Annotated in this window: 21 protein-coding genes; 13 read left to right on the top strand and 8 right to left on the bottom strand. The window is 44.1% G+C overall.

The features are described 5' to 3' along the window. Nucleotides 1-22: 22 nt before the first annotated feature. From F3I09_RS03460 to F3I09_RS03445, 4 genes are all read left to right on the top strand, one after another. The gene (locus F3I09_RS03460; RefSeq protein WP_149693636.1) at nucleotides 23-778 is read left to right on the top strand and encodes an SDR family oxidoreductase; all 756 of its coding nucleotides are present in this window, start codon (nucleotides 23-25) and stop codon (nucleotides 776-778) included. A 221-nt stretch (nucleotides 779-999) separates the two neighbouring features. Next, the gene (locus tag F3I09_RS03455; RefSeq protein ID WP_149693635.1) at nucleotides 1,000-1,212 is read left to right on the top strand and encodes a general stress protein CsbD; all 213 of its coding nucleotides are present in this window, start codon (nucleotides 1,000-1,002) and stop codon (nucleotides 1,210-1,212) included. Nucleotides 1,213-1,289: 77 nt separating this feature from the next. Beyond that, the gene (locus F3I09_RS03450) at nucleotides 1,290-1,646 is read left to right on the top strand and encodes a YciI family protein (RefSeq protein WP_149693634.1); all 357 of its coding nucleotides are present in this window, start codon (nucleotides 1,290-1,292) and stop codon (nucleotides 1,644-1,646) included. A 68-nt stretch (nucleotides 1,647-1,714) separates the two neighbouring features. Next, the gene (locus tag F3I09_RS03445; protein WP_149693633.1) at nucleotides 1,715-2,497 is read left to right on the top strand and encodes a succinate dehydrogenase cytochrome b subunit; all 783 of its coding nucleotides are present in this window, start codon (nucleotides 1,715-1,717) and stop codon (nucleotides 2,495-2,497) included. A gap of 25 nt (nucleotides 2,498-2,522) precedes the next feature. Here the strand turns inward: F3I09_RS03445 and F3I09_RS03440 are convergent, their stop codons facing one another. The 5 genes from F3I09_RS03440 to F3I09_RS33960 all read right to left on the bottom strand — a co-directional run bounded on the left by F3I09_RS03440 (nucleotide 2,523) and on the right by F3I09_RS33960 (nucleotide 5,967). Beyond that, nucleotides 2,523-3,767, bottom strand: coding sequence for an RNA polymerase sigma factor (locus F3I09_RS03440; protein ID WP_149693632.1), 1,245 nt, complete (start codon nucleotides 3,765-3,767; stop codon nucleotides 2,523-2,525). Nucleotides 3,768-3,832: 65 nt separating this feature from the next. Further along, a complete protein-coding gene (locus F3I09_RS03435; RefSeq protein WP_149693631.1) occupies nucleotides 3,833-4,174 on the bottom strand; it encodes a YciI family protein in 342 nt (113 codons plus the stop codon). A gap of 34 nt (nucleotides 4,175-4,208) precedes the next feature. Next, on the bottom strand, nucleotides 4,209-4,667 hold the full coding sequence (locus F3I09_RS03430) for a carboxymuconolactone decarboxylase family protein (RefSeq protein WP_149693630.1): 459 nt from the start codon (nucleotides 4,665-4,667) through the stop codon (nucleotides 4,209-4,211). Between the two features lie 78 nt (nucleotides 4,668-4,745). Further along, complete coding sequence (locus F3I09_RS03425; RefSeq protein ID WP_149693629.1) at nucleotides 4,746-5,753, bottom strand: bestrophin family protein; 1,008 nt, start codon at nucleotides 5,751-5,753, stop codon at nucleotides 4,746-4,748. A gap of 37 nt (nucleotides 5,754-5,790) precedes the next feature. Then, nucleotides 5,791-5,967: a hypothetical protein gene (locus F3I09_RS33960; RefSeq protein ID WP_188133666.1), complete on the bottom strand. Its 177-nt coding sequence runs from the start codon at nucleotides 5,965-5,967 to the stop codon at nucleotides 5,791-5,793. A 261-nt stretch (nucleotides 5,968-6,228) separates the two neighbouring features. Between F3I09_RS33960 and F3I09_RS03420 the strand changes: the two genes are divergently transcribed. The 5 genes from F3I09_RS03420 to F3I09_RS03400 all read left to right on the top strand — a co-directional run bounded on the left by F3I09_RS03420 (nucleotide 6,229) and on the right by F3I09_RS03400 (nucleotide 12,169). Continuing rightward, entirely contained in the window at nucleotides 6,229-6,921 is a 693-nt protein-coding gene (locus tag F3I09_RS03420) for a YafY family protein (RefSeq protein WP_149693628.1), read from the top strand. 78 nt (nucleotides 6,922-6,999) lie between these two features. Beyond that, nucleotides 7,000-7,413, top strand: a complete 414-nt coding sequence (locus F3I09_RS03415; protein ID WP_149693627.1) for a DUF1761 domain-containing protein — start codon at nucleotides 7,000-7,002, stop codon at nucleotides 7,411-7,413. Nucleotides 7,414-7,418: 5 nt separating this feature from the next. Further along, entirely contained in the window at nucleotides 7,419-8,003 is a 585-nt protein-coding gene (locus F3I09_RS03410) for a YdeI family protein (protein WP_149693626.1), read from the top strand. A 483-nt stretch (nucleotides 8,004-8,486) separates the two neighbouring features. Further along, on the top strand, nucleotides 8,487-11,621 hold the full coding sequence (locus tag F3I09_RS03405; protein ID WP_188133665.1) for a PQQ-dependent sugar dehydrogenase: 3,135 nt from the start codon (nucleotides 8,487-8,489) through the stop codon (nucleotides 11,619-11,621). 182 nt (nucleotides 11,622-11,803) lie between these two features. Beyond that, the gene (locus tag F3I09_RS03400; protein ID WP_149693624.1) at nucleotides 11,804-12,169 is read left to right on the top strand and encodes a hypothetical protein; all 366 of its coding nucleotides are present in this window, start codon (nucleotides 11,804-11,806) and stop codon (nucleotides 12,167-12,169) included. Nucleotides 12,170-12,234: 65 nt separating this feature from the next. Here the strand turns inward: F3I09_RS03400 and F3I09_RS03395 are convergent, their stop codons facing one another. Next, nucleotides 12,235-13,269, bottom strand: a complete 1,035-nt coding sequence (locus F3I09_RS03395; protein WP_223233117.1) for a class I SAM-dependent methyltransferase — start codon at nucleotides 13,267-13,269, stop codon at nucleotides 12,235-12,237. Between the two features lie 93 nt (nucleotides 13,270-13,362). Between F3I09_RS03395 and F3I09_RS33955 the strand changes: the two genes are divergently transcribed. Next, nucleotides 13,363-13,515: a hypothetical protein gene (locus F3I09_RS33955; RefSeq protein WP_188133664.1), complete on the top strand. Its 153-nt coding sequence runs from the start codon at nucleotides 13,363-13,365 to the stop codon at nucleotides 13,513-13,515. Between the two features lie 36 nt (nucleotides 13,516-13,551). Here F3I09_RS33955 and F3I09_RS03390 read toward each other — a convergent pair whose 3' ends face one another. Continuing rightward, nucleotides 13,552-13,941: a hypothetical protein gene (locus F3I09_RS03390; protein WP_149693622.1), complete on the bottom strand. Its 390-nt coding sequence runs from the start codon at nucleotides 13,939-13,941 to the stop codon at nucleotides 13,552-13,554. Nucleotides 13,942-14,081: 140 nt separating this feature from the next. Here F3I09_RS03390 and F3I09_RS34565 point away from each other — a divergent pair, with 140 nt between their 5' ends. Then, nucleotides 14,082-14,204 (top strand): hypothetical protein, encoded by a 123-nt coding sequence (locus tag F3I09_RS34565; protein WP_255479289.1) that lies wholly within the window; start codon nucleotides 14,082-14,084, stop codon nucleotides 14,202-14,204. A 119-nt stretch (nucleotides 14,205-14,323) separates the two neighbouring features. Here F3I09_RS34565 and F3I09_RS34560 read toward each other — a convergent pair whose 3' ends face one another. After that, nucleotides 14,324-14,458: a hypothetical protein gene (locus F3I09_RS34560; RefSeq protein ID WP_255479288.1), complete on the bottom strand. Its 135-nt coding sequence runs from the start codon at nucleotides 14,456-14,458 to the stop codon at nucleotides 14,324-14,326. Nucleotides 14,459-14,916: 458 nt separating this feature from the next. On the opposite strand from F3I09_RS34560, the gene F3I09_RS03385 reads away from it, so the two are divergent. Together F3I09_RS03385 and F3I09_RS03380 are read left to right on the top strand one after the other, a co-directional pair. After that, the gene (locus F3I09_RS03385) at nucleotides 14,917-15,876 is read left to right on the top strand and encodes a transporter (protein WP_149693621.1); all 960 of its coding nucleotides are present in this window, start codon (nucleotides 14,917-14,919) and stop codon (nucleotides 15,874-15,876) included. Nucleotide 15,877: 1 nt separating this feature from the next. Continuing rightward, the gene (locus tag F3I09_RS03380) at nucleotides 15,878-17,431 is read left to right on the top strand and encodes a vanadium-dependent haloperoxidase (protein ID WP_149693620.1); all 1,554 of its coding nucleotides are present in this window, start codon (nucleotides 15,878-15,880) and stop codon (nucleotides 17,429-17,431) included. The last annotated feature ends 47 nt before the right edge of the window (nucleotides 17,432-17,478 follow it).

The raw sequence follows: 17,478 nt of genomic DNA, 5'->3' as shown, positions 1-17,478 counted from the left end.
GGCACTAATAAAAATTCAGATCATGAAAATCGTAGTAATCGGCGGCACCGGCCTTATCGGCTCTAAGACAGTAAATAAGCTTCGTGCACTTGGCCATGAAGTAATTGCAGCATCTCCTGCATCGGGTGTGAACACTATTACAGGTGAAGGTCTTGAGGAGGTTATGAAGGGAACAGATGTGGTAATAGATCTGGCTAACTCTCCATCTTTTGAAGACAAGGCTGTAATGGAATTCTTCCAAACTGCAGGTCATAACCTGTTGGCAGCAGAAAGTAAAGCAGGGGTTAAGCATCACATCGCTTTGTCTGTGGTGGGTACTGAAAGACTGCAGGATAGCGGCTATATGCGTGCAAAACTAGTGCAGGAAAATCTTATCCGGCAGTCGGGTATTCCTTTCTCTATTATACACTCAACCCAGTTTTTTGAGTTCCTGGGCAGTATTGCTGCTTCAGGAGCAAAAGGAGAGGCTATTCATTTGTCGCCAGCTGCTATACAGCCTATTGCGTCAGATGATGTAGCTGCCGCAGTAACGGACGTTGCTGTGGGGGCGCCGCTCAATGGCATTATAGAGATTGCCGGTCCGGAAAGAGTGGGCCTGTCAACGCTGGTTGGTCGTTATTTGAACAAAATGGGAGATTCACGCGCTATAGTTGCCGATGCACATGCCCTGTATTTTGGCGCTGAGCTGAATGATCAGTCGCTGGTTCCTGGCCCTGATCCACGTATTGGCAAAATTGATTTCGAGACATGGTTTGCTAACCAGCCGGTTAAAGTATAGAAACCTCCTGCTTTGACAACTTGCCATGTGCTGTCTGTAACGAAGATGACGGGTGTCAGCTCGTTGCGGCTGTTGTAACAGGTATGCGCTTTCCACCCGTTCGCGCATAGTTCTTCCCTAACGCCGGCGTGGTATCCTCTGCGACATCCGGTCAACAACGCAATGACACATCAGCGCCTGGCAGGTTAGATAACCATCCTATAACAAATAAATATGCAACAATGAACATCCGGGGATACCAATGGTCGGTACTGAAGAAATTACTCAAACAGCGTTTCAGTGAACTGTCTGACGAAGATCTGGTCTTTGAAACTGGAAAAGAAAAGGAGCTGTATGTCAGACTTGAGCGGAAAACCGGTAAATCTGAAGAAGATGTTGCTCTTATCATCAAAGGTATGCAACAGGCATATTTACAGCAGACAACACTGCTATAAGCATGGAATCTCATCATCAGTATTGATGTCAATTAACATATCATCATTATTAACATTAACATTAAAACCGCAAAGACATGCAAGAATTTCTCTTAGTCATCCACAGAGATCTGACTAGTGCTAACCCGGCGCCTTCCCCAGAGCAGATGAAAGAAGCGCTCAAACCTTATCAGGAATGGGTAGCCGGCATTGCAGCACAGGATAAACTGGTAGCCCCTCCAAAACGTTGGGATGTTGACGGCCGTGTAATTAAACATGACAAAAAGAAAGATCATATATCCAACGGGCCATATGCTGAAGGTAAAGAATCTATTGGTGGCCTGTTCCTGATAAAAGCCAAAGATTATGACGAAGCAGTAGAAATTGCAAAAGGCTGTCCGATCATCAAATACGGTGCTATCGTTGAAGTGCGTATGGCGATCACCGCTGCCTGAAAGCATTACTGAACAAGAACAAATAAAGCCTTTGCAATGTTGTAAAGGCTTTATTAAAACCATTTGCTATGATAAAGTTTTCGCAATTCTTCCAATCTTCCATTGGCAGAAAACTGATCATGTCCATGACAGGATTATTCCTCTGTCTTTTCCTTATTGTACACCTGGGTGGCAATCTCACATTATTTGCCGGTGATGAGGGTTATGCCTTTAATATCTATGCCCATTTTATGACCCACTTCCTGCCTGTTGAAATTATCAGCTATGGGCTGTATATCTCTATACTGATACATGCCTTCTATGCGCTTGTACTGACCGTGAAAAACAGTCAGGCGCGTCCTGTGAAATATGCTGTTGCGCCCAAAACTCCCGTTAAGTGGGCCTCCCTGAATATGGGACTGTTGGGCAGCATCATTTTCCTATTCCTCATTATACATATGAGTAACTTCTGGGCCAGGTATAAATTCATGGATGGTACTTACCGGGAATACCGGAAAGAACTGCTGACCGGAGGAAAACTGACTTCTACCGTTTATGAGCCGGTTTCACCGGATTTTGAATATGCAGTGACTACAGAGAATAATGTCGAGATCGTACGTGCAAAAGATCTGTATGCGATAGTAGCGCATAGCTTTAGCCTCTGGTGGTATTCGTTGTTGTACCTGGTAGCTATGGTGGCGGTGTCCTATCACCTGTACCACGGTTTTCAGAGTGCTTTCCGGACGGCGGGGATGGTACATAAAAGATACACGCCTATCATACAGTTCACGGGTATCTGGCTCTTTGCGGTCATTATTCCATTGGCGTTTGCGTCGATGCCTATTGTATTCTATATAAAAAGCCTGCTTTAATGCTGAGAAGGATAATAGGAGGCTTTTAGTTGTTTTGCTTATGGTTTAACTGATCAATATTTTTTGTCATTAGCTCTTTATCAGCTGGCGAGTTGGCCAGCTGCAAAGCCGTTTCATAGTATTGCAGCGCTTTATGGTCATCGATATCAGTATATAAGTTGCCTAACAATGCGTGATAAAAATAGTTGCCGGTTAACTGGAGCTTTTCTGCTTCCGGGATCGCCTGCTGTTTGCCTTTGACTTTAGCGAGCGCAAAGGCGCGGTTTAATGCGGCAATCGGTGAGTATTCCAGTATCAGCAGGTGATTATACAGGTCCAGGATGCTTTCCCATTTCTCTCCGGAATCGGCTTTGTGGGTATGCCAATAAGCGATGGCTGCCTCCAGGTGATACTTAGTGATGGTTGGGGTAGCGGCAGCTTCATTCAGATAGTACTCACCCCGTTCTATCAACTCCCGGTTCCAGCGCGTTTCATCCTGGTCCTCATACAGGATCACTCCCCCTGTATCATTTAATCTCGCATCAAAGCGGGAAGAGTGAAAGCACATTAATGCCAGCAGCGCATTTACAACAGGTTTATTGGTATGGGGATGTTCCACCAGCAGATAATTCAGCCGCATGGCTTCTATACAAAGGTCTTTTCGCAGTACAGCGTTATTGGAGGTGGAGTAGTAGCCTTCAGAAAAAAGCAGGTACAATGTTTTAAGTACGGTTTCCAGCCGGTCATTAATTTCTGCAAGTGTTGGCTGTTGTATTTTGATGTCCGCTTCCTTTAATTTTTCCTTTGCCCGGTTGATCCTTTTGTAGATTACCTCCTTATTGGTCAGATAGGCATCGGCAATTTCCTGCGCCCCGAATCCGCAGAGCAGGTTGAGTGCGAGGGCTATCTGTGACTCGGTGGGGATAGAAGGATGACATACGGTGAATATCATTGCCAGCTGGCTGTCGGTGATATTCTGTTCGGAAAGATCTATTTCGATCTCTTCTCCCTGTGGTGTGTTGTGCTGCAGGTCGACCATGAGCTTTTGCTGAAAGAATGAGTTCCTCTTCAACCAGTTCTTTGTCTTGTTTTTGGCTACCGTATATAACCATGCCGTTGGGTTATCAGGTACGCCTTTTACACTCCACAATTCGGTAGCGGCAAGAAATGTATCACTTACAATATCTTCTGCCACTGCTATATGTTCGATACCAAACAGATAACACAGTACCGAAACCAGTTTTTGGTATTCAGTCCTGAATAAATGAGGTAACAGCGCTCTCTCTTCCATGCTAACAAATAAAAATGCCTTCTGCAAAAATAAGAAGGCATTTTTATTTGTTGTGTTAAACAGTTTTATTTCACTGCCATACGTACCTCCACAGTTCCTCCCAGTTCAAGGATAGGGGCCCCTTTCGCGATTTCCACGGCTTCCTCATAGTCGGCGGCCTTTATGACTATAAAGCCACCAATGGATTCCTTGATCTCAGCATAGGGACCATCCGTCACACTCTTATCGTGTTTCAGTACCCGTCCATTAGACTCCCAGGGCTGTAAAGGTCTGGCCAGCTTATCCTGCGATTCCAGGCTGCGAAACCATTCCCGCCAGCGGCTCAGGTGTGCCTGCAATTCTTCGGGCGAAGGTTGGACTTCTTTCGTTTTGAAGTCCCGGCGGAACACTAATAAGAATTCATTCATAAAATGTGGATTTAGTACATCAGTAATTGATTGCTCAACCAAATTGCCCAACCGTGTAAGTACCTACGGCATCAGGCATTGGGAATGCAATATTAAAACGATTCCACGTATTAATGTTTGAAATGGCCAGCGTCAGGTCAACAAGCTCTTCTTCAGTGAAGTGATCCTTTACCTCCGCATAAACCTCATCAGGCACTTTACAGGCGGTAACAGCCTCTGCCCATGCCAGTGCGGCCCTTTCTCTTTCTGTGAAATACGGTGTTTCGCGCCATGCGCTTACACTGTATAAGCGTTGCTCAGTTTCCCCGTGAGCGCGGGCATCCTTTGAGTGCATGTCCAGGCAATAAGCGCAGCTATTAATCTGGGATACCCGGAAGTCGACCAGTTCCAGCAACTGTGGTTCCAGGGGAGACTTCTTAAGATACGCACCAACATTAAAGAGTGTTTTCAAGGCGTTCGCCCCCTTTTGATAAAAATTGACCCGTTGTTTCATTGTACTAGGTTTTATTCTGTGTTAATGACAATCGGTTTTTGTTTATTGGACAAATTCCGATGAAATTTTTTTGACTTATTATATAAGAATGTCGTTCTGCGCTTTTATTGGAGGAGGTAATTCCTTATCACCCAGCATCTCCCGGAGATCTATCTCAATGTTCCGGCAGATCTGTGAAATGGGAACATCATTAGGGCTGCCTTCGAAGGGATTCTCGGTGCTTTCGCCTACCTGTTCCAAGGAAGTGTACATCCAGGAGGTAAGGAGGCTGAAGGGAATTACCAGCCAGATCATATGTCCCTTCATGACGCCTGTTACAATGTTATTCAGCTTGTCGAACTCCTGCAACATGCCGAACGGGAGCAGTACACAGAATATCCTGACAAAGAGGGTATGGATAATAGAGTACTGCCTGGGATAAGGTGTCTCCTTGATGGCTTCGCATTGTCCCTGCAGGCTGTAGAGTGTGTTCAGCGTCCGTTGCATTTCCTGGAATTGGAGGGGTATCAGTGCCTGACCGTCATAGATCTCTTTAACAGTCTTGTTTTGCAATGCCAGCAGCTGTGATGCCTTGTTCCGGATACCGGAAATATAGATCCGTTCTTCGGCAGATAAATATTTCGACAGCTCATCTTCAAGGGGAGTTTGTCGCTCGGGAATGGAATAGTACCGCTGGTATTCTGTATTTGGGCGATTGTCAGCCACTTCCCATACGCGTTCTTCCCGTAACAGATAACGCAGAGCCGTCAGCCATGCAAAATGACGGTGGAAAAGCGTCTGGATTTTCGTTGTATCCTGCAGATAGTCCCTGCACATAATGCCCCAGGCTCTGCTACTGCTGTCAATGTTGCTCCAGATCTCATGTCCATGCCAGGTACGGTTGTATGTCTGGGTGTTTTTAAAGCCCACGATGAAGGCGGTGGCAGTCCCCAGAAGTGATACTACAGTCCAGGGGACTACCAGCCATTTTACTCCAAGGACCTGGTACAGTACTACCGGGAGAGTACCCAGGATAAGCAATATGTATATCTTTCTTCTTGTCCAGATGAGAAAATCAGAAAACTTATAGGATTTGCCAATGTGCATATAATAACCTGATGTTTAAAAAAAATGGCGTGTCCGGTTATTCTGCTTCATTTTCATCCTCAGATGGCTCTTCCAGCATAGCAGGTTCGTCCAGAAATTCACATCCCTCACAGGCATTGTATTCATGTGTTTCTTGCAGCGCTGTTTGTACCAGCGTTACCGGCGTTGCTTTTTCCGGAAAAAGCTTGTGGAGGATTTGGGTAAGTGCTGTCATAACTTGTAGTTTTAGGTGATTTGACAAAGTGAATACAATCGATGTGCCATGTGATTAAGCTGTTGATTATTATTTATTTGTGTGGGTTTTGGATAGGAGGGACTCACTTTATATCGTGAATAGGCGGATATTCCACGGTATATAGTGGAGTTTTGGCGGTATTTACTGTAAAGATACCCCGTATTTATTAGTTAGAATTTTCTGTCTATGCTAAAGCGGGGATTAAAGGGGGAGGAAAAATATAATATTTTTGAGACTATAATGAATGACACCGATACCAAACGACTTTCCCGACTGACGGCAATCCTGATCCAATTGCAGACCAAGCGTCTTTTGACGGCAACAGAGCTGGCTGACAGATTTTCTGTTAGTATCAGGACTATTTACAGGGACATAAAAGCACTGGAACAGGCAGGTGTGCCGATTCTGACGGAAGAGGGCAAAGGGTATACTTTAATGCAGGGGTACAGAGTTCCTCCTGTGATGTTTACTGAAAGCCAGGCCAATGCCCTGATCCTGGCAGAACAATTAGTGCTGAAGAACAAGGACGCTTCGTTTGTCAAAGATTACATGGAAGCTATTGACAAGATAAAGGCAGTATTGGGGTATAGTGTAAGAGACAAAGCTAACCTGCTTGCAGAAAGAACCCGGTTTGATCAGAATATTAACAGCGAAAGAAATAGCAATAATTTATCGGAACTGCAATTTGCGCTTACCAATTTTAATCTGACCCAGATTGAATATACTAATGAAGCGGAGCAAATAACAACCAGGTTGATTGAACCTTTTGCCTTATTAAGTACACAGGGGAATTGGTTGTTGGTAGCCTGGTGCCGTTTACGTAATGAGTTCCGGTATTTCCGGCTGGACAGGATTAAAAAGTTGCACATTCTTGCTGAGAAGTTTACCCCTCACAGTATGACCTTACAGGAATATTTTGACCGTTATTATTAATTTCTTTTGTACCCCTGACATAAGGCTGTCATACCACCGGTTGTAGCTTTGCGGCATAAACAAAAAAAGAGATTTTTTATGATTAGTCAATTAGCAAATCTAAACTGGATCAGTGTATTAGTCGCATTTGTTGGGTATTTTCTGCTCGGCGCTTTATGGTTTACTTTATTCTTCAGCAAGCAGTACAGGATTTCTTTGGGGCGTGAAAACGAAACGTTACAGAATAAACCTATTTTCATCGTCGGGCCTGCACTTTGTTCTCTTGTGATTACAGTTGCAAGCGCTGTTTTGATCTATGCGCTGCATATTGACTCTTTGGGCGATGCCTTGAAGTTCTCTTTGCTTGTTGGTATTGGATACCTGTTTGCCAATACAGTGAATATTGCAATCAACCCAAATATCCCCCGGCCGATCCTTTATGGGATTATTAGTGGTACCTATCATTTAGTGGGGATTCTCTTCGTGAGCATTATTTTGGTTACTATGAAATAGAAATCATGCAGGATAAGGTAATAGAGACTTTTTACCCGGCAAACCGCCTGCAATGGAGGCAGTGGTTGCAAGAGCATCACAGCACAACACAATCCATCTGGCTGATCTATTATAAAAAGAAGGCAGATACTGCTACTATAACCTGGAGTGATGCTGTAGATGAAGCACTTTGTTTCGGATGGATAGATAGTACATCAAGGCCGATTGACGATGAAAAGTTTATGCAGTTCTTCACCCGGAGAAAAGCGAATAGTGTCTGGTCAAAGATTAACAAAGGGAAGGTGCAGCGGTTGATAGGCGAAGGTCTTATGATGCAAGCCGGATATGAAAGTATTGAAATAGCAAAGCGAAACGGGAGCTGGTCAATTTTGGATGATGTAGAAGAATTGAAGATCCCCAAAGACCTTGAAAAAGCATTCAAGTCTCACCCGGGCTCAAAGGCTTATTTTGTGAGTTTAAGCCGGTCTGTTAGAAAGGGCTTTTTGCAAAAGCTCGTTCTTGCGAAACGGACAGAAACGAGGGAAAAAAGAATTACTGAGATAGTAGCTTTTGTGGCTCAGCAATTGAAGCCAGGAAAGCGGGCCCCATGATTTCGGGCCCGCTTTCTTCTTTATTTTAGGCTATATAATTGTGCTCCCATACTTTCAACTGATGTTCTTTCAGAAAAATGGATTGCCAGGGAACGGTTTCGCACCGGCGTAAACCCAATTGATGAAATATAGTATTGGGAAATGTGAAAATAGTATGCCTTTTGTAGCAAACGTTTGCATAACTTCAGTAATGTAGCTGATGAACCTATAAAATCCGGTAGAGAAAATTGTAACCTATATTATTCGGAAACGCCATGTAGCAAAGTATTGTAGCATGCCTTGTTCCTATATTCTGTGTATATAATCACCCTATTGTTCATCCTTAAAAAATTACGTTATGAGAATCCAATAGTTAATTGCATCCCGTTAACAGGATGTGCATGTCTGCATGCAACCATACTGCTGCGTATAGCTTACAAGCTTGTACGTGACAGAAGAAGTATGTCTGAATTACCTGATATTTCATTCCCTCAAAAAACTATTATGGAAAAAAAGTACGCTATTACAAGCTTATTACTACCGCTATTCTTATTGTTTTTATCGCTCTCGATCAGGGCGCAATCATTACCTGCCAATTTTCAACGCGTACAGGTTGCGAGTGGCATCAGCAGCCCAGCTGCGCTGGCTTTTCTACCTGACGGCCGTATCCTCGTGTGTCAGGAAACAGGTCAGTTACGTGTTATCAAAAACGGTAGTTTATTATCTACACCTGCTATCACGCTTTCTGTTAATGCCAGTGGAGAGCGGGGATTGATCGGGATTGCCGTGGATCCCGGCTTCTCCACCAATCATTACATTTATCTGTATTACACCAATACCTCCGGGCCACATAACCGTGTGAGCCGTTTTACGATGACAGGAGATGTTGCCGGCGCTGAAACAGTATTGCTGGATCTTCCGACATTAAGCGCCATTTATCATAATGGAGGAGGCTTATCTTTTGGTAATGATGGTAAGCTATATGTTTCTGTAGGAGATAATAAAGTCGGCGACAATGCGAAGAACCTCGACAGCTATATGGGGAAATTGTTGCGCATTAATACCGATGGCTCAGTGCCTACGGGGAATCCTTTTAGTGGTGGTGCGGCCCGTAGCCGTGTATGGGCATATGGTCTGCGTAACCCTTTTACGAATGCCGTTGATCCCGTAAGCGGCAAGATCTTTATCAATGATGTTGGTGAATCCACCTGGGAAGAAATCAATGATGCTTCTACCGGTGGTCGCAACTTTGGATGGCCGGATCAGGAAGGTACCTGTTCATCCAACTGTACAGGTTTAACCAATCCGATTTACAGGTATAGCACCAACAGGGACGGCACTCCTCCCGATGGACAAGGTTGCGCCATCAATGGTGGAACCTTTTTCAATGGTGCCATCAGCAACTATCCTGCTACCTACAACGGTAAATATTTTTTCCTGGACTATTGCGGTGGATGGATTAACTATTTAAATCCTGCATCTCCCACAAGGACGGCTTTTGCTACCGGTTTTGGCGGAGGACTTGTCTATATTAAACAGGGTATTGATGGCAATCTTTATTTCCTCAGCAGGGATAACAGTGCACTTTACAAACTTATTTACACAGGTACACAGGCGCCTGCAATATCGACACAGCCACAATCCCTTACAATACCACAGGGACAAACGGCGACCTTTAGCGTAGTCGCTACCGGTAATCCTTCACCTACCTATCAGTGGCGAAAGAACGGAGGCAATATCACTAATGCAACGGCAGCCAGTTATTCGATTACCAATGTACAACCGGCAGATTCTGGTCTTTACAGTGTAGTAGTGACCAACAGTGCAGGTAGTGTTACCAGTAGTAATGCAAGACTGACTGTTGCCAAACCGAACGTTTTACCTGTTGCTACTATTACTGCGCCTGCTAACAATGCTAAATTCCGCGCCGGAGATACCGTTTCATTTGCGGGTACTGGTACTGATACGGAAGATGGTACGCTTCCTGCTAATGCATTTCACTGGTGGGTTGATTTTCATCATGCGAATCATGTCCATCCGGGACCGCAATTGACGGACAGTGTTAAAGCTGGAACTTTTGTTATTTCAGCTGAAGGTCATACGGAAACAGATATCTGGTATCGTATTTATCTTGCCGTAAAGGATAGCAGGGGAGAGACGGATACCACTTATGTGGAAATGCTTCCTGTCACATCCAATATAACGCTGAAAACAGAGCCTGCGGGTCTGCAGCTTCGTCTCAATAATATTCCTTTTACCACACCGTATTCTTCACCAACGTTATCCGGTATGGTAAGAGCAATGGATGCTCCTTCTCCGCAAACACTTAATGGAGTAACCTATATTTTCGATAGTTGGGCACATGGAGGTGCAAGGGTGCAGAATATCAGGATCACTGATAATGATACTACCTTTGTGGCAATATTTAAAATAGCACCTGCCGCTATTAATCTTTCGCCGGTACAGGATGCATATGTAAGGGACGGAACAAATGCTGCTACTACTTTTGGCGTCAGCGATTCTACGCTTCTCATCACTAAAGTAGCTCCCGCAGGACAGGCAAATAATGGTCGTGAGTCTTATCTTACCTTCGATCTGGCCAATGCTGCAAGCGTATCATCGGTGGTACTGAAAGTATTTGGTAATGTGGATGCTGGTGGTGCAGTTACCAATGTACCGGTAGGTGCTTATCCGGTAAGTAATACTACCTGGTCTGAAAAAACGATCACCTGGAATAATAAGCCAGCAGCTGATACTACATTGTTGTCATCTGCCATACTTACAAATGAGGCGGCGAGATATTACACATGGGATGTGACCAGCTATGTACAGCGTGAATTGGCAGCAGGACGGAGAAAGATAACACTGGCACTGAAAAGTCAGCAGGCGCACGATCCGCGCGTACTCCTGAATTCGAAAGAATCAGGGGCCAACCGTCCGCAACTTGCTGTGATTGCGGATTCTACAAGCGATCCAAACTGTGTTCCGGTGGTTGCAAGCAGCGATGATGGAAATGTGGCAGCAAATGCAATTGATAACGATCTGAATACCCGCTGGTCAGCAACCGGAAACGGACAATGGATACAATTCTGTTTGGGTAACACGGCTACTGTTACAGGTGTGGATATTGCGTTTTACAAAGGTGATACCCGTCGTGCGCTATTTGATGTGTTGGTCAGCCCGGATGGTACCAACTGGACTAATGCAGCTACCGGCTTACAAAGTAGTGGTACTTCACTCAGTTTTGAGAGCTTCAGCTTTACAGGCAGAGCAGCGAAGTATGTGCGTATTCTCGGACATGGTAACAACGTAAATGAGTGGAATAGCTATGCGGAGGTGAAAATTAAGACAACAACCGGCCTGGCAGCCAGCAAAGCGGTAAGCCTGTCGGCCATCACAGTATTCCCTAATCCTGCCGGAGCATCCTTTACGGTGAAATTCAACCTGCCATCAAATGGATACACTACACTGGCTGTATATGATATGAGTGGTAAACAATTGCTGGTGCCTGTGAATGGAAGGTTTACAATGGGAACATACACAAAAACAGTATCTGCGGCTTCATTACCGGCGGGTATGTATGTGGTAAAACTGGTTCATAATGGTAAGGTGAGCAGCGTGAAAATTATCAGGGAATAAGGAACCTTTTTTCCTCAGGTCCTCGGCCAAATGGGGCGTTGCAGGACATGTGCTATTGAACTTAAACGGAAAACCCGCTCTCACTTTTGGAGCGGGTTTTCTGTTTCCAGGCAACAGTGATTATAGAATATCATTTCGGTTTATGGGTCGAGTCAACAGATAACCGGTAGTCATCTTCGGTGATGCCTTTTACGCCTCTGCTTTTTTTAGGAGGGCGGGTACTTACAGAATCAACGATAGGAGGAAATACGCGGCGGTATTTCAAAACCTGGGAATCCGGTCTGGCTGGTGGCAAGACCTGCCGGGTTGTGGAATCGGGCTCCGGGACAGCAGGTAGTACATCAATGATTGACAAGGATGCCGGTACTGTCTGTCCATCACATGAGGTTGAACAGGGTACCTGGGAGCTGGATGGTCATACCATCGACATAAATGGTGTACTGCAACAGGGGATTATTACCAGTTATGATTGTAAAACGCTGATCTGTTATGTAGAGAATGGGATTACACAGGGAGATAGGATGACGTATACGCTGACAAAACAATAACCTGTATTTGCGAAAAATTACAAAACCTTGTAGGTGGCTTTCCCTACAGGGTTTGTAATTTTCATTTATATGAACATCCTGGCCAGTGCAAAGCCTGTTAATTCTGTTGCTATCAGCCCTTTCCGCTGGATGAATATTTTCAGTTGTGTTCCGATATTATTCAGTAAACGATGGATGGCTATGGCTTTTACAGGAAGGGAGAGCAATTCACTTTCGACATTCTGATCGGGCGTGCGTAAATAATCCATTAGTCCAAGAGAGCGCAGAAAATAACCTTGTTCTGTAAACCCGCAACATTCCAATCCATTTTTTAAACCCCAATGATTCAACGCAGAAAAGTTCACGTGAGCTGTGATATCTTGTTCCCCGATGTGGTGATAGGGATCATCATTAACCTGATGTTCGTGGTAGCATAGGAGCGTGCCCTGGCATCTGTATTCACGGTATAGTTCAGCAGAAGAATAGCCGTAATCAATAGTTAACACGAATCCTTTCTTTAATGAATGTGCAATTTCCCTGAGCCAGTCTATTGCCTGTAAATTGATTTCTGTCCGGAACCCTTTGGGTAAAGTTACATGCAGCTGTTTTAAATAGTCTTTAAGTACTTCTTGTGCCGGATGCAGCAATTCGGAGAATCCGCTTTCATAGTCTACAAACACTTCCATGAGTTCATCCTCCATAACAACCTCATGAACCGGAAAATTATCCAGCAGTTCATTAGATAGAACGCAGCCCGTAAAGTCACCAATATCAGCAATAGAATCATACCATTCTACCTTTTCGGATAAGTACGCTTTTTCTATCTCCCGCATGAATGGGCTTTTTTCAATTATGCAATATCTCAGTTGATTGTAAAACGGCTGGTTGTTTTTCAGGTAATCCAACAGATCATGACAAAGTGCACCTGTTCCCGCTCCATATTCAACTATAGTAAACGCTTCGCGCCCCATCAAATTCCACATTTCCTCAAGCTGACGGCCGAGCATGGCGCCGAAAACAGCACTCAGATCAGTACTGGTGTAATAATCTCCGTTTGCGCCAATTTTATTGCGATCAGATGTGTAGTATCCTAACTGAGGATAATACAATGCCATTTCCATGAAATCCCGGAAGGAGATCGGACCGTTTCTGCTGATCTTTTCTTGTATGATTTCGGAAAGCTGCATGTTTTTTATTGTTATCAGCTCAACTGTTTGAGCGCATCTCGAAATGCCTGGCGCTCTGTAACATTTATAGAGGTACAAAAACTATGCAAAGAGATGCTGATGATGGTCGCCAGGTATTGTCTGCAGACAGATATCCGGTTTGCTTACGAAGTGAAAGGAATGGCACGGGATGGTATGTGATTGGTAAAGGATAATTACTTTGATCTGCCAGTTCGGTTAGGATTTCCTGATCTGCAGTGATAATCGCATGAACTGTAATACCTCTTCATTAATATCTCCCGGAAAAAGCATGCGGAAATGATGGTTAAACTGATGGGCATCGCCAGGTACCGGTGCTATTTTCTGGAAACAGAGATTGTCTGTGTGGGGTTGTTCAAAAGGAAACACAACATGTACGAAGTTTTTCCCTAATTGCGTGATCCATGCTATACGTATATCTCCACTGCCAATACCGATCATAGATTTGGTGGGATACAGGTATATATCGCCCAGTTGTTGATATTGGTCTATAAAATGGTGAAGCAACATCAGGGTATGTGCTGATTTTCCGGCTATAAACGCCTGGAGAAGCGGATCATTGGAATTGTTAAGGATAGCGTTTGACATAAATTTATTTTAAATCAACCGGAATAAAGATACGCAGCATTTATGATGGTTATAATAATAGAATAGGAGGTGAGAGATATTTTAAGGAATGGACAAGCAGACCAATTCCAGTATGGGCTGCCTGGTTATAGTGCGGGCGTATGGAACTGGCAGAGGCTGTGGGTGATGAAAAAAGAGTGGCTGAATGTAATGGCATCTTGCAACAATTAGGTTTAAAGGAAGATGAACTATTGCTTATTAATAAACGATATAAGACAATGTGATTCATAGCTGTCAATTAACGGGAAGTGCTTAAGTACAGTGGATCCGCTGTATGTTTTGAAAAGATATCTTATAGGCCGGCGCGATGGAGAGAAGGTTTAAGATGGAGGGTGTTGTGCTTTTACGGCGCCCCTACAATGCAGGTTGCAGCAGCTTTTTGACCTGCGGAAGAAAATTCAAGTAGAACTGCCGCGAAGAGTGCAAGCAGCAGTAAGATCGCGATTACCCTTTTCCCGTATTGTTTAATGTTTTCCATAACTGCAAATTACTGCTGGGAAGACCGAAATAAAAGCCACTTTGGCCGAAGTGGACATATTTGGTCGTGGAAATTGACTATTATCTTTCAGTGATTTATTAATGGTTGATAATGAATGTGATATATGTGATGTGCAAAAAGAAACGCTCGTGGGCGCTAAATCTGAAAGCGCTGAAAATTTAATCGATAGAACTACTATTCCAATATTCCGAAATAAAGTTATTTTTATGTGGAAGTTCGAGGCATATTCCATACAGTGAACATATTGTTGTAAGTATTAACTTATAATATTCCCGTATTCGTTTATTATTTTATTTAAAGCAGTTTACGATGAATCGTCATGCTGTTCTATACCGAAGGAAGTTTATATCTCAATTAGTCTCTTATATTTCGTAGGACAATAGTGTACGTTATGAAAGTGACATACCTATGAGGTTTTATGACCAAAATCTTGAACAATGAAAAAATTAACTACTCAAACGGCAGTAGCAGCAATGCTATTATTTGCCATGCTATTACCTCACTCGTTGTCTGCACAAACAGATATTGATGCGCTCATGATGGCGAAGAATGAATTTTGTATAGGACCTATGTATAGCTACAGCAGCTGGAAAAATTATTGGGAAGGAACACGGAAAAGAGACAATGAAAATCTGGGGACCATATCTACCAGGATGCTCGCCGTAATGGGTAACTATGGAATCTCAAAGAAGTTAAGTGTACTTTTTAATGTGCCCTATGTCAAAACAAAAGCATCTGCCGGAACATTGCAAGGCCTGGATGGGATGCAGGATCTTAGCCTTTTTCTGAAATGGCGGCCATTTCAAACAAAACTGGGCAACGGAAAGTTATCTGTCCTGGGGCTTGCCGGCGTGTCTTTTCCTTTAAGCGATTATACGCCCGATTATCTGCCGCTTTCCATTGGTCTCCATAGCAAAACAGCTTTAGGAAGACTAATGGTGGATTACAAGTGGAGAGACTTTTTTGCCACAGCTTCTGCCACCTACCTGCTCCGGGATAATATTAAAATTGACCGGGAGTCCTATTATACTACCGAAATGCACAATACTCATGAGGTAGAAATGCCGGATGCCTCCAATTATAATTTTCGGGCCGGCTTTAGAAATCAACGGTGGATAGCGGAGGCTGTAGTAAATATCTGGACTACATTGGGCGGATTTGATATTACCCGGAATAATATGCCTTTTCCCAGCAACAAAATGAATGCGACTACTGTCGGTGGAAATTTTAAATACGTCCTTCCTCCCTTGCCACAATTATCAATAGTAGCAGGTGGCAATACTACGGTTGCCGGTAGAAATGTGGGACAGACAACCACTGTCTATGGTTCCGTTTTTTATATTCTGGACTTTTCACGGAAGTCAAAATCTACTGCTCCAACCTTAAAAGCTAACTGATATGAAGAAGATAATTTTTTACTTTGTTATCGTTCTTGCAACGGCAACAATAGCCATTACTGCCTGCAACAAGGATATCGAAGGAAGAACAGATGATATTACAGCTCTTTCTCCATCCAACATCGATCTGAACGCAGGAACATGGAAGCCTGTACTACTTACATCGCCATCAGAATTTGCAGTGGCGGCTCCGGGAGCTACTACGTCTCCCGACTACATTGCACAGATCAATGAAATAAAATCCTGGCAGGCAAACCTGACCAGTGAAGAAAAAAGAATAGTAAAATACTGGAGTGCCGGGGCCGTACTACGGTGGAATGAGATATTGCGCGAACTGGTAGCTAAACATAATTTGCCACCGTATCAAAATGAGGATGGCACTTATCCTATACCCAGTGCCAGTAATCCTTTGGCATACCCTCAATTCCCGTTTGCCAATCCTCCATATGCAGCAAGAGCTTACGCTTATGTATCAGCTGCGCAATATGATGCACTCATCGCAGCCTGGTACTACAAGACTTTATACAATCGTGCTGCACCTTACAAAGTGGATAGTACGTTGAATGTGCTTATTCCGAAATCCGATCTCCCTTCTTATCCTTCAGAAGATGCAGTATTAGCAGGTGTAGCAGCAGAAATGATGAAGCTACTTTTTCCCGGCGATCAGGATTTCATTCAACAAAAAGCAGAAGAGCAGAAACGGGCTCGCATTATTGCAGGCGCCAACGTTCGTAGCGATATAGAGGCTGGTGAAGCTTTGGGTAAAGCAGTGGCGCAGAAATTTGTGGCAAGAGCAAGAGGAGACAGGGCTGGTGCTGCTGTAGGCAACGCTACACTTTGGAAACAATTAGAAGATGATTGTACTGAAAAGGGAGAGATTCCCTGGAAAAGTCTTGAAACTCCCAAACGTCCTCCTATGCTGCCTTTGTTCGGAAAAGTGAAACCCTTCCTTTTCGATTCACTGACAGTTATCGCATTACGTCCTGGTCCGCCACCTTCAACCTCCGGCGCTGACATGAAAGCAGAGGTCGAAGAGGTATATTACCAGACCTCACATCCATCCCGTGAGAAGATGCGTATTATAGATTTTTGGGCCGACGGTGCTGGCACCTATACGCCGCCCGGCCACTGGATGTCGATTGCTGCTGAAGACTTCATCAGGAAGAATTTTAGTGAAGTTCGCTGGGCGCGGAATATGGCGCTTCTTGCCATGACTGAAATGGATGCAGCGATCGTTTGCTGGGATACCAAGTTTGCCTATTTTAATCCCCGTCCATGCCAGATGAATCCAAACATAAAGACACTTACAGGCGTACCGAATTTTCCGTCTTATATATCAGGGCATTCAACATTTAGTGGCGCAGCTGCAAGGATACTGGGATATATTATTCCGGAAAGGGCTGCTGCTTATGATGCGATGGCTGAGGAAGCTGCCAGGTCCAGGTTTTATGCCGGAATTCACTACAATAAAAGTGATTGTGGAGTGGGATTAGTCGTGGGTAGGAATGTGGGCAACTATGCAATACAAAGAGCCAAGGCGGATGGCGCAGAGTAATTTCCGGGCAAAAAACGTAGCGTCTGCACTGATGCAGACGCTACGTT

Source organism: Chitinophaga sp. CF418 (assembly GCF_900142925.1).
GTDB lineage: Bacteria > Bacteroidota > Bacteroidia > Chitinophagales > Chitinophagaceae > Chitinophaga.
The sequence above is the reverse complement of the archived record's forward strand: the minus strand, read 5'-3'. Positions and strand labels throughout refer to the sequence as shown.

Bases quoted from the DNA above. Each gene is read 5' to 3' on its own strand.
- F3I09_RS03425 (WP_149693629.1), bottom strand. From the start codon at position 5,753: ATGCACATTGGCAAATCCTATAAGTTTTCTGATTTTCTCATCTGGACA.
- F3I09_RS03450 (WP_149693634.1), top strand. From the start codon at position 1,290: ATGCAAGAATTTCTCTTAGTCATCCACAGAGATCTGACTAGTGCTAAC.
- F3I09_RS03445 (WP_149693633.1), top strand. From the start codon at position 1,715: ATGATAAAGTTTTCGCAATTCTTCCAATCTTCCATTGGCAGAAAACTG.
- F3I09_RS03455 (WP_149693635.1), top strand. From the start codon at position 1,000: ATGAACATCCGGGGATACCAATGGTCGGTACTGAAGAAATTACTCAAA.
- F3I09_RS03410 (WP_149693626.1), top strand. From the start codon at position 7,419: ATGCAGGATAAGGTAATAGAGACTTTTTACCCGGCAAACCGCCTGCAA.
- F3I09_RS03400 (WP_149693624.1), top strand. From the start codon at position 11,804: ATGCCTTTTACGCCTCTGCTTTTTTTAGGAGGGCGGGTACTTACAGAA.
- F3I09_RS03460 (WP_149693636.1), top strand. From the start codon at position 23: ATGAAAATCGTAGTAATCGGCGGCACCGGCCTTATCGGCTCTAAGACA.
- F3I09_RS03395 (WP_223233117.1), bottom strand. From the start codon at position 13,269: ATGGAAATGGCATTGTATTATCCTCAGTTAGGATACTACACATCTGAT.
- F3I09_RS03435 (WP_149693631.1), bottom strand. From the start codon at position 4,174: ATGAATGAATTCTTATTAGTGTTCCGCCGGGACTTCAAAACGAAAGAA.
- F3I09_RS03380 (WP_149693620.1), top strand. From the start codon at position 15,878: ATGAAGAAGATAATTTTTTACTTTGTTATCGTTCTTGCAACGGCAACA.
- F3I09_RS03440 (WP_149693632.1), bottom strand. From the start codon at position 3,767: ATGGAAGAGAGAGCGCTGTTACCTCATTTATTCAGGACTGAATACCAA.
- F3I09_RS03405 (WP_188133665.1), top strand. From the start codon at position 8,487: ATGGAAAAAAAGTACGCTATTACAAGCTTATTACTACCGCTATTCTTA.
- F3I09_RS03420 (WP_149693628.1), top strand. From the start codon at position 6,229: ATGAATGACACCGATACCAAACGACTTTCCCGACTGACGGCAATCCTG.
- F3I09_RS03430 (WP_149693630.1), bottom strand. From the start codon at position 4,667: ATGAAACAACGGGTCAATTTTTATCAAAAGGGGGCGAACGCCTTGAAA.
- F3I09_RS33960 (WP_188133666.1), bottom strand. From the start codon at position 5,967: ATGACAGCACTTACCCAAATCCTCCACAAGCTTTTTCCGGAAAAAGCA.
- F3I09_RS03390 (WP_149693622.1), bottom strand. From the start codon at position 13,941: ATGTCAAACGCTATCCTTAACAATTCCAATGATCCGCTTCTCCAGGCG.
- F3I09_RS03415 (WP_149693627.1), top strand. From the start codon at position 7,000: ATGATTAGTCAATTAGCAAATCTAAACTGGATCAGTGTATTAGTCGCA.
- F3I09_RS34560 (WP_255479288.1), bottom strand. From the start codon at position 14,458: ATGGAAAACATTAAACAATACGGGAAAAGGGTAATCGCGATCTTACTG.
- F3I09_RS03385 (WP_149693621.1), top strand. From the start codon at position 14,917: ATGAAAAAATTAACTACTCAAACGGCAGTAGCAGCAATGCTATTATTT.
- F3I09_RS34565 (WP_255479289.1), top strand. From the start codon at position 14,082: ATGGAACTGGCAGAGGCTGTGGGTGATGAAAAAAGAGTGGCTGAATGT.